Here is an 8,400-nt window from a genome sequence, read left to right on the forward strand (position 1 = left end):
TGATTTGCGCATCGCATCAACGCGGCGCGACAAACGCCGGCGGAATAATTTTCTCTCAACGCAGCTCCGCACGGACCATGCGCAACGCGAACCGTTGCGCACATGGCGGAGCCGTGCCAGCGCAGGAGTGGGGACTGATGAACAAAGACGACAAGCGCGCCGGACGGGGGCTCGACCGGCGCCATCTGCTCCAGGCGGGGCTTGCGGCAGCTTTCGCCGCGCCGCTCGGCGCGCTGGGCGCGCAGGCCTTTGCGCCGCGCGGGATTGCATCCGGCATCGACTTCTCGGAGTTTCCGCTGTGCCGGACGGCGTCCGATGCGCCCGCGCTCACCGGCGCGCCACGCAAGCTGAAACTGTCGTGGAACGCCGGCGCCGTCTGCCTCGCACCGGTGCCTGTTGCGATCGAGCATGGCTTCTTCCAGAAGCACAATCTCGACGTCGAGCTCGTCAACTATTCCGGCTCGACCGACCAGCTGCTCGAAGCCATCGCGACGGGCAAGAGCGACGCTGGTCTCGGCATGGCGCTGCGCTGGCTGAAGCCGCTGGAGCAGGGCTTTGACGTCAAGATCGCCGCCGGCACCCATGGCGGCTGCATGCGCGTGCTGTCGCGCGCTGATTCCGGCGTCGCCAGGCTCGCCGATCTCAAGGGCAAGATCGTCGCGGTCGGCGATCTCGCCGGTCCCGACAAGAACTTCTTCTCCATTCAGCTTGCCAAGCTCGGTATCGATCCGAACAAGGATGTCGACTGGCGCGCCTATCCCGGCAACCTCCTTAATGTCGCCGTGGAGAAGGGCGAGGTGCAGGCGTTCCTGTCCTCCGATCCGCTAGCCTATCTCTGGCTCAAGGACACCCAGTACAAGGAAGTCGCCTCCAATCTCGACGGCGAATTTCGCGAAAAGAGCTGCTGCATTCTCGGCCTGCGCGGCAGCCTGGTGCGGGAGGAACCGCTGGTCGCGCGCGCCATCACCCAGGCGCTGCTCGATGCCGCGATGTTCAGCTCGCAGAATGCGACGATCGCGGCAAAGTCGTTTCAGCCCTATGCGCCGAAGGCGGCCACGCTCGCCGATATCGAGGGCATGGTACGCTACCATACCCACCATCATCACCCCGTCGGCGACGTGCTGAAGCGCGAGCTCAAGGCCTATGCCGACGATCTCAAGAGCGTGCAGGTCTTCAAGCCGAGCACCGACACGGCCAAATTCGCGGAGCGCATCTATGTCGACGTATTCGCTGTCTGACGGCCTCGCCTCCGGTGCGCCGCGTCTTTCCCGCACGCCGCTGCTGGCGAGCTGGGCGAGGGAATCCGGCGTCGGCGTGCTCGCCAGCATCGCCTGGATCGCCTTCGGCCTGTCCTGCCTGTGGTGGGAGGATGTCGGCGATTGGTCGCGCACGCATTCGCTCGGCATCGCCGCCTTCGTCATCGCGGCGATCGCGCTGTTCGGCACGGTCGGTGCCGATTATCTGGGATCGGCGGGCAGGGCCCTGCGTAAGCGGGCGCCCTGGCTGGTCGCGCTCGGCGGCTTCCTGACGCTGTGGGAGGTCGCGACGGCAAAGTTCGCCTGGCTGCCGCTGCCGTTCTTCCCGCCGCCGCAATCGATCATCGAGGTCTACACTGATGATCTGCCAAAATTGCTCGATAGCGTCTTCGCCTCGGTCAAGCTTCAGCTCGGCGGCTATCTCATCGGTGCCACGGTCGGCTTTTTGACCGGCGTCTCGATCGGCTGGTCGCGCGCGGTCGGCTATTGGGTGCATCCGGTGCTGCGCTTCATCGGCCCGCTGCCCGCAACGGCCTGGCTGCCGATCGCCTTCTTCTCCTTCCCGTCGAGCTGGAGCGCCTCGACCTTCCTGATCGCGCTGGCAACGGGCTTTCCCGTCACCGTGCTGACCTGGTCAGGCGTCGCGAGCGTCAGCAATGCCTATTACGACGTCGCGCGCACGCTGGGCGCAAAGCCATCCTTCCTGGTGCTGAAGGTCGCGATCCCCGCCGCGCTGCCGCACGTCTTCGTCGGATTGTTCATGGGGCTCGGCTCGTCCTTTGCCGTGCTCGTCGTCGCCGAGATGATCGGCGTCAAGGCCGGGCTCGGCTGGTACCTGCAATGGGCGCAGGGCTGGGCCGCCTACGCCAACATGTATGCGGCGCTGATCGTGATGTCGCTGCTCTGCTCCGGCGCGATCACGCTGCTGTTTGCGATCCGCGATCGGCTGCTGGTCTGGCAGAAGGGGACCGTGAAATGGTAGCCACAGCTCTCGCCGAAACCGTTACGCATCCCGCCGCCGGCGCCGCGCTCGACATCGAGCAGGTCAGCCACGCCTTCGACATCGACGGCACTGAGCTGCCTGTTCTCAGCGACGTCAGCATTTCCGTGGAGCCAGGCGAGTTCGTCGCGCTGCTCGGCCCCTCCGGTTGCGGCAAGTCGACCTTGCTGCGGCTGGTCGCCGGCCTCGACAAGCCCAAGGCAGGAAGGTTGCGCGAGGACGAGGAGCGCATCAGAAGCCCGCATCCTTCGCGCGTGGTCGTGTTCCAGGATCCGACCCTGTTTCCCTGGCGGTCGGTCTGGGACAACGTCGCCCTGGGCCTCGAGGCCCAGGGCATCCTCAAGAGCCAGCGACACCGCGTCGACGACGCGCTCGATCTCGTCGGACTGGCCTCGTTCCGCAACGCCTTTCCGCACCAGCTCTCCGGCGGCATGGCGCAGCGCGTCGCGCTGGCGCGCGCGCTGGTCAACGATCCCAAGATCCTGATCCTCGACGAGCCGCTCGGAAAACTCGACTCCCTGACCCGCATCACCATGCAGGCCGAGCTCGTCTCGCTCTGGCAGCGCAAGGGTTTTACCACGCTGCTCGTGACCCACGATGCTGAGGAGGCGTTGGTGCTCGCCAATCGCGTCATCGTCTTCAGCGATCGGCCCGCGCGCGTGAAGGCCGACATCCGCGTCGACCGGCCCTATCCCCGCCATCGCGGCGATCCCTATCTGGCGGACCTGCGCCGCCAGATCCTCGGTCTGCTGGGATTGGACGCGACATGGTGACATCCGCAGCCAAAGGGCGCACGGCCCAGAGCGAGCCCGACTACATCGCGCGAGCCGAAGCACTCGCCGAAGGTTTCGCGGCACGCGCAGCCGAGCATGACCGCAGCGGCAGCTTCCCGTTCGAGAATTTTCGCGCGCTGTCCGAGGCGGGCTTGCTGTCGCTGACCGTGCCGGCGGTCCATGGCGGGGCCGGCGCGGGTGCGCGCTACGCCGCGCGCGTCCTCGGCATCATCGGCAAGGCCGACCCGTCGACCGCGCTGGTGCTGTCGATGCACTACATCAACCATCTCGTCATGGCGCGCAGCCCGACCTGGCCGGCGCGGCTGTCGCGCAAGCTTGCGCGCGAGAGCGTCGAGGGCCTCGCGCTGGTCAACGCGCTGCGGGTCGAGCCGGAGCTCGGCTCACCCGCCCGCGGCGGCCTGCCGTCGACGATCGCGCGGCGCACCGAGACCGGCTGGCGCCTCTCCGGCCACAAGATCTATTCGACAGGCTCGCCGATCCTGAAATGGTATCTGGTCTGGGCGCGGACGGATGAGGCCGAGCCGCGCGTCGGGCAGTTCCTGGTGCCGGCGGGCCTGCCGGGCACGCGCATCGTCGAGACCTGGGATCACCATGGCCTGCGCGCGAGCGGCAGCCATGACGTCATCTTCGACGACGTCGTGATCCCGCTCGATGCCGAGGTCGATCTGCGCAAGCCGGCGGACTGGCGGACGCTCGACGTCACGCAGGCCGCCGTCCACACGGTCTTCGTCGCCGCGATCTATGACGGCGTCGCCCGCGCCGCGCGCGACTGGTTGATCACGTTCCTGAAGCGGCGCGTTCCCGCCAGCCTCGGCGCGCCGCTCGCGACCCTGGCCCGCGCACAGGAGATCCTCGGCGCCATCGAGGCACGGCTCGCGGTCAATGCGCGCCTGATCGCCTCCTTCGCCGGCGATTTCGACGACGGCGTCGCGCTCTCTGCGGCCGAATCCAACGTGATCAAGCTCACCGTCACCAACAACGCCGTCGCCGTGGTCGAGGATGCACTGTCACTCACCGGCAATCACGGCCTGTCCCGCGCCAATCCACTGGAGCGGCACTATCGCGACGTCTTGTGCGGTCGGGTGCATACGCCGCAGGACGATTCCACGCGCATCGGCCTCGGCCGCGCCGCACTGGGCCTCTAGGACATCAACACGGAGACCGGATCATGTCGATCGAGTTCATCGGCTTCATCAGCAACAACAATTCGTCCGAGACCGTCGTCCGCGAGGGACCGGTCCTCAACCCCACCCACATCGAGACAGTGGCGAAGGCGCATGAGAATGCCGGCTTCGACCGCGCGCTGCTGGCATTTCATTCGACCTCGCCCGACGCGCTCCAGGTGGCGCAGCACGTCCTCAACGTGACCTCCCGCCTCAACGTGCTGATCGCGCAGCGGCCGGGTTTCACCGCGCCGACGCTGCTGGCGCGGCAGTTCGCGGTGCTCGACCAGTTTTCCCGCGGTCGCGTCGCGCTCCACGTTATCACCGGCGGCAATGCCACCGAGCTCAGGCAGGACGGCAACACGCTCGACGACAAGGACGAGCGCTACGCCCGCACCTCCGAATTCCTCGACATCCTCAAGCTGGAATGGACCAGCGACAAGCCGTTCACCTACAAGGGCAGGTATTACCAGGTCGAGAATGCGTTCTCGCAGGTGAAGCCGTATCGCCCCGAGGGCATCCGGGTCTATTTCGGCGGCGCCTCGGATGCGGCGATCGATGTTGCCGGCAAGCACGCCGACACTTTTGCGCTGTGGGGCGAATCCTACGCGCAGGTGCGCGACGTGACCTCGCGCGTCCACAACGCCGCTATCAGGCAGGGCCGGCCGACGCCGCGCTTCAGCCTCTCGGTGCGTCCGATCATTGCCCCGACCGAGAAGCAGGCCTGGGAAAAAGCGGAGGAGATTCTGGCACGCGCTACCGCGCTGCAGGACAAGACCGGCTATCGTAAGCCCGCCGACGGCCACGCCACTGCCGGCGCGCGGCGCCTGCTCGCGCTCGCCGACCAGGGCAGTCGCATCGACAAGCGGCTCTGGACCGAGATCGCAAAGCTCACCGGCGCCAACAGCAACACCACCGCGCTGGTCGGCACGCCCGAGCAGGTCGCCGAAGTCTTCGGCGATTATTACGATCTCGGCATCAGCCATTTCCTGATCCGCGGATTCGATCCCTTGATCGACGCGATCGAGTATGGCCGCGAGCTGATCCCGCTGACGCGCGAGCTGGTCGCCAGGCGCCAGGCCGTTCGCGGCCAGGCCGCGGAATGATCCGCCGCTCGTGTCCCGGACGCGGTGCAGCGTGCAACGCTGCGTGATGCCCTGCGTCCGGGGCACGAGAACTCACAGGGCGCTCAAGCATCCGTGAAACGAGGGTGCGCCTTCTAACCCGATCGCCATCCTCGACACGTTCGTTCTGCGCTTCAGGCCGCCGACAACATCCCCATTGCTATTTGCACCGCCTCCCTTGCGCCGCTTCGCACCCCGTCAAAAATCAATCCGACGACCACATCGGGAGACCGGCCATGGGCCTGCAAGAAACGAGAATCGAATCGCTTCCCTTCGTCACTGCCGAATTGAACTATCTCGCGCCGACCGCGGGAAAACCGCGCACCTACGCCTTCGATCCGCCGGCCGGAGAGCCCAAGAGCACGTCGCTGCCGGAGCCGCATCAGGTGCCGATCTTCGATGCGCGGCTGATCGCGAACAATTTCTCGCTCGACCGCGAGGGCTTTGCGCTGGTGCGTCATCCGACCCAGGTGAAAGACTTCTACGACGAGGCGGAGGTGAGAGCGCTCTACTATCCCGCCGTCGAGGCGTTCCTGCGCGCGACGCTGAAGGCCGACCGCGTCGTCATCTTCGACCACACCGTGCGCAAGCGCGTCGAAGGCGCGGCCGACATTCGCGATGGCGGCCCGCGCCAGCCGGCCACGCGCGTTCATGTCGACCAGACCGCCGTCTCCGGCGCCAACCGCGTGCGCGAGCATCTGCCTGATGAAGCCGAGGAGCTGCTGAAGGGCCGCGTGCAGGTGATCAATCTCTGGCGGCCGATCCGGGGCCCCTTGCGCGATTCACCGCTGGCGATGGCCGACGGCACCACGGTTGCGCCCGGCGATCTCGTGGCGTCCGACCTGATCTATCCTAACCGCCGCGGCGAGACCTATTCGGTGAAATACAATCCTGATCATCGCTGGTTCTATTTTCCGGAGATGACGCCGGACGAGGCGCTGCTGCTCAAATGCTACGATTCCGCCACCGACGGCCGCACCCGCTTCGGGCCGCATACCGCCTTCGTCGATCCGACCACGCCTGACGATGCCGCGCCGCGTGAAAGCATCGAGGTGCGCACGCTGGTTTTCACAAACAGTAACAATCTTTGATGGCGCTGCCGGGATCCGTCCCGGCAGTTCCAGGAACTGAAGGGAACAAATCGACGTTTGCGGGACGGGTTTGGGCCAACCCGGAGCGGTGCCGTGCGCGCGCAGCCGACGCTATTGTTTTGTCTCGCTACTTTCTCGTTTTCACCATTTTCTGTTGCATATGCCGAAAGCGGGCTCGCCTCGTACTACGGCTACGCAAAAGCCGGCAAAGGCGGCGAGCTCACCTGCGCGCACCGGACGCGCCCGTTCGGCAGCGTGCTGAGGGTCTCCTATGGCAGCCGCACGATCCAGTGTCGCGTCAACGATCGCGGCCCCTTCATCCGCGGCCGTATCGTCGACCTCTCGGTGCCGGCCGCCCGCGCGCTCGGCATGATGAGCGCCGGCGTGGTGCGAGTCTCCGTGGAATAGGCCGGCCAGCGCGCTATAGTGCCGCCCAAAGCAAGGGGGCACTATGGTTGGGATCAGGGTCGGACTCGTCGGCTGCGGCTTCGTGTCGGAGCTGCATATGTATGCGTTCCGGCGCGTCTATGGCGTGGACGTCGAGGTCGCGGCGGTGGCCGCGCGCGGCGACCACGTCGTCGAATTCGCTGGCCGTCACAACATCCCGCGCGTCTATCGCAGCTTTGCCGATCTGATCGCCGACCGCGAGATCGAGGTCGTCGACATCTGCACCCCGCCCAACCTTCATGCCGAAATGATCGTCGCGGCGATGCAGGCCGGCAAGCATGTCATTTGCGAAAAGCCGTTCGCCGGCTATTTCGGCCGCGACGGCGACAAGCAGCCGATCGGCAAGCACGTGCCGAAGGCGCTGATGTATGAGCGCGTGCTGGAGGAAATGGACAAGACGCGCGCCGCGATCGAGCGCACCGGAAAGCTCTTCATGTATGCCGAAGACTGGATTTACGCGCCCGCGGTGACCAAGACTGCGGAGATCATCAAGGCGACCAAGGACAAGATCCTCTTCATGAAGGGCGAGGAGAGCCATTCCGGCTCGCACGCGGCCCACGCCGCGCAATGGGCGATGACGGGCGGCGGCTCGCTGATCCGCATGGGCTGCCATCCGCTCTCCGCCGTGCTCTACCTCAAGCAGGTCGAGGCCAAGGCGCGCGGTGAGAGCATCCGTGTCGCCAGCGTCACCGGCGATGTCGGCAACGTCACAGCGGGCCTCAAGCCGGAGGAACGCACCTACATCAAGGCCAATCCCGTCGACGTCGAGGATTGGGGCACGCTGACGGCGACGTTCTCGGACGGCACCAAGGCCACCGTGTTCTCCGGCGACATGATCATGGGCGGCGTGCGCAATCTGGTCGAGACATATACGTCGGGCGGCTCGCTGTTCGCCAACATCACCCCGAACAATCATCTGATGAGCTACCAGACCTCCGAGGAGAAGCTCGCCAGCGTCTACATCACCGAGAAGGTCGACCGCAAAACCGGCTGGCAATATGTCTGCCTCGAGGAGGAATGGACGCGCGGCTATCTGCAGGAGATCCAGGACTTCATGGAATGCGTGGCGACAGGCCGGCAGCCGCTGTCCGACCTCGCGCTGGCCTATGAGACGATCAAGGTGAACTACGCAGGGTACTGGGCCGCGGAGGAGGGGCGGAGGGTGGTGTTGTGAGAGTGTGATGAACTCGCTGAGCTAGCCGCGAGCAGGCTGCCAATCCTTCTCCCCTTGTGGGCCTGTTGCGCTACGGCCTTTTGAGGCAGGAGACGTAAGGAGAGAGGGCTGTGTTGACGCCGATCGTCAGGCCGAGATCTGTAGTTGGCGCCCTTGGCGGGCGTCTCAGGCGGCGATCGCAGCCCACCGCCTCATGTTGAACGCGATGGAGGCAAGCAGGACTTGCCCGCTTGCCTTGGCGAGACCGACGTAGCGAATGCAGGTAAGCCGCATCCGGCGTTTGAGGGTGGCAAAGGTGGTCTCAACCTGGGCTCGCCGGCGCGCGATGAGGCGGTTGTAGCGTTTGAGCCT

Annotated in this window: 9 protein-coding genes; 8 read left to right on the forward strand and 1 reads right to left on the reverse strand. The window is 65.9% G+C overall.

Annotated features, from left to right (window positions below; translation table 11 throughout):
* The first annotated feature begins 137 nt into the window (after positions 1-137).
* The 8 genes from A3AS_RS0122245 to A3AS_RS0122280 all read left to right on the forward strand — a co-directional run bounded on the left by A3AS_RS0122245 (position 138) and on the right by A3AS_RS0122280 (position 8,049).
* Positions 138-1,238 carry an ABC transporter substrate-binding protein gene (locus A3AS_RS0122245; RefSeq protein WP_026202247.1) on the forward strand — a complete coding sequence of 367 codons (1,101 nt, stop codon included), beginning with the start codon at positions 138-140 and terminating at the stop codon, positions 1,236-1,238.
* The gene (locus A3AS_RS0122250; RefSeq protein WP_018319770.1) at positions 1,216-2,238 is read left to right on the forward strand and encodes an ABC transporter permease; all 1,023 of its coding nucleotides are present in this window, start codon (positions 1,216-1,218) and stop codon (positions 2,236-2,238) included. The genes A3AS_RS0122245 and A3AS_RS0122250 overlap by 23 nt, the downstream gene beginning before the upstream one ends.
* The gene (locus A3AS_RS0122255; protein WP_018319771.1) at positions 2,232-3,029 is read left to right on the forward strand and encodes an ABC transporter ATP-binding protein; all 798 of its coding nucleotides are present in this window, start codon (positions 2,232-2,234) and stop codon (positions 3,027-3,029) included. The genes A3AS_RS0122250 and A3AS_RS0122255 overlap by 7 nt, the downstream gene beginning before the upstream one ends.
* Positions 3,023-4,195, forward strand: coding sequence for an acyl-CoA dehydrogenase family protein (locus A3AS_RS0122260; protein ID WP_018319772.1), 1,173 nt, complete (start codon positions 3,023-3,025; stop codon positions 4,193-4,195). Before A3AS_RS0122255 ends, A3AS_RS0122260 begins: the two co-directional genes overlap by 7 nt.
* A 23-nt stretch (positions 4,196-4,218) precedes the next feature.
* Entirely contained in the window at positions 4,219-5,319 is a 1,101-nt protein-coding gene (locus A3AS_RS0122265; protein ID WP_018319773.1) for an LLM class flavin-dependent oxidoreductase, read from the forward strand.
* Between the two features lie 254 nt (positions 5,320-5,573).
* Entirely contained in the window at positions 5,574-6,428 is an 855-nt protein-coding gene (locus tag A3AS_RS0122270; protein WP_018319774.1) for a CmcJ/NvfI family oxidoreductase, read from the forward strand.
* Between the two features lie 93 nt (positions 6,429-6,521).
* Entirely contained in the window at positions 6,522-6,836 is a 315-nt protein-coding gene (locus A3AS_RS0122275) for a septal ring lytic transglycosylase RlpA family protein (protein ID WP_018319775.1), read from the forward strand.
* Positions 6,837-6,879: 43 nt separating this feature from the next.
* Positions 6,880-8,049, forward strand: coding sequence for a Gfo/Idh/MocA family protein (locus A3AS_RS0122280; RefSeq protein WP_018319776.1), 1,170 nt, complete (start codon positions 6,880-6,882; stop codon positions 8,047-8,049).
* A gap of 165 nt (positions 8,050-8,214) precedes the next feature.
* On the opposite strand, the gene A3AS_RS0122285 is transcribed toward A3AS_RS0122280, so the two are convergent.
* The coding region (locus A3AS_RS0122285; protein ID WP_026202248.1) for a transposase at positions 8,215-8,400 on the reverse strand (186 nt) is incomplete at its 5' end.

The organism is Bradyrhizobium sp. WSM2793 (assembly GCF_000379585.1).
Lineage (GTDB): Bacteria > Pseudomonadota > Alphaproteobacteria > Rhizobiales > Xanthobacteraceae > Bradyrhizobium.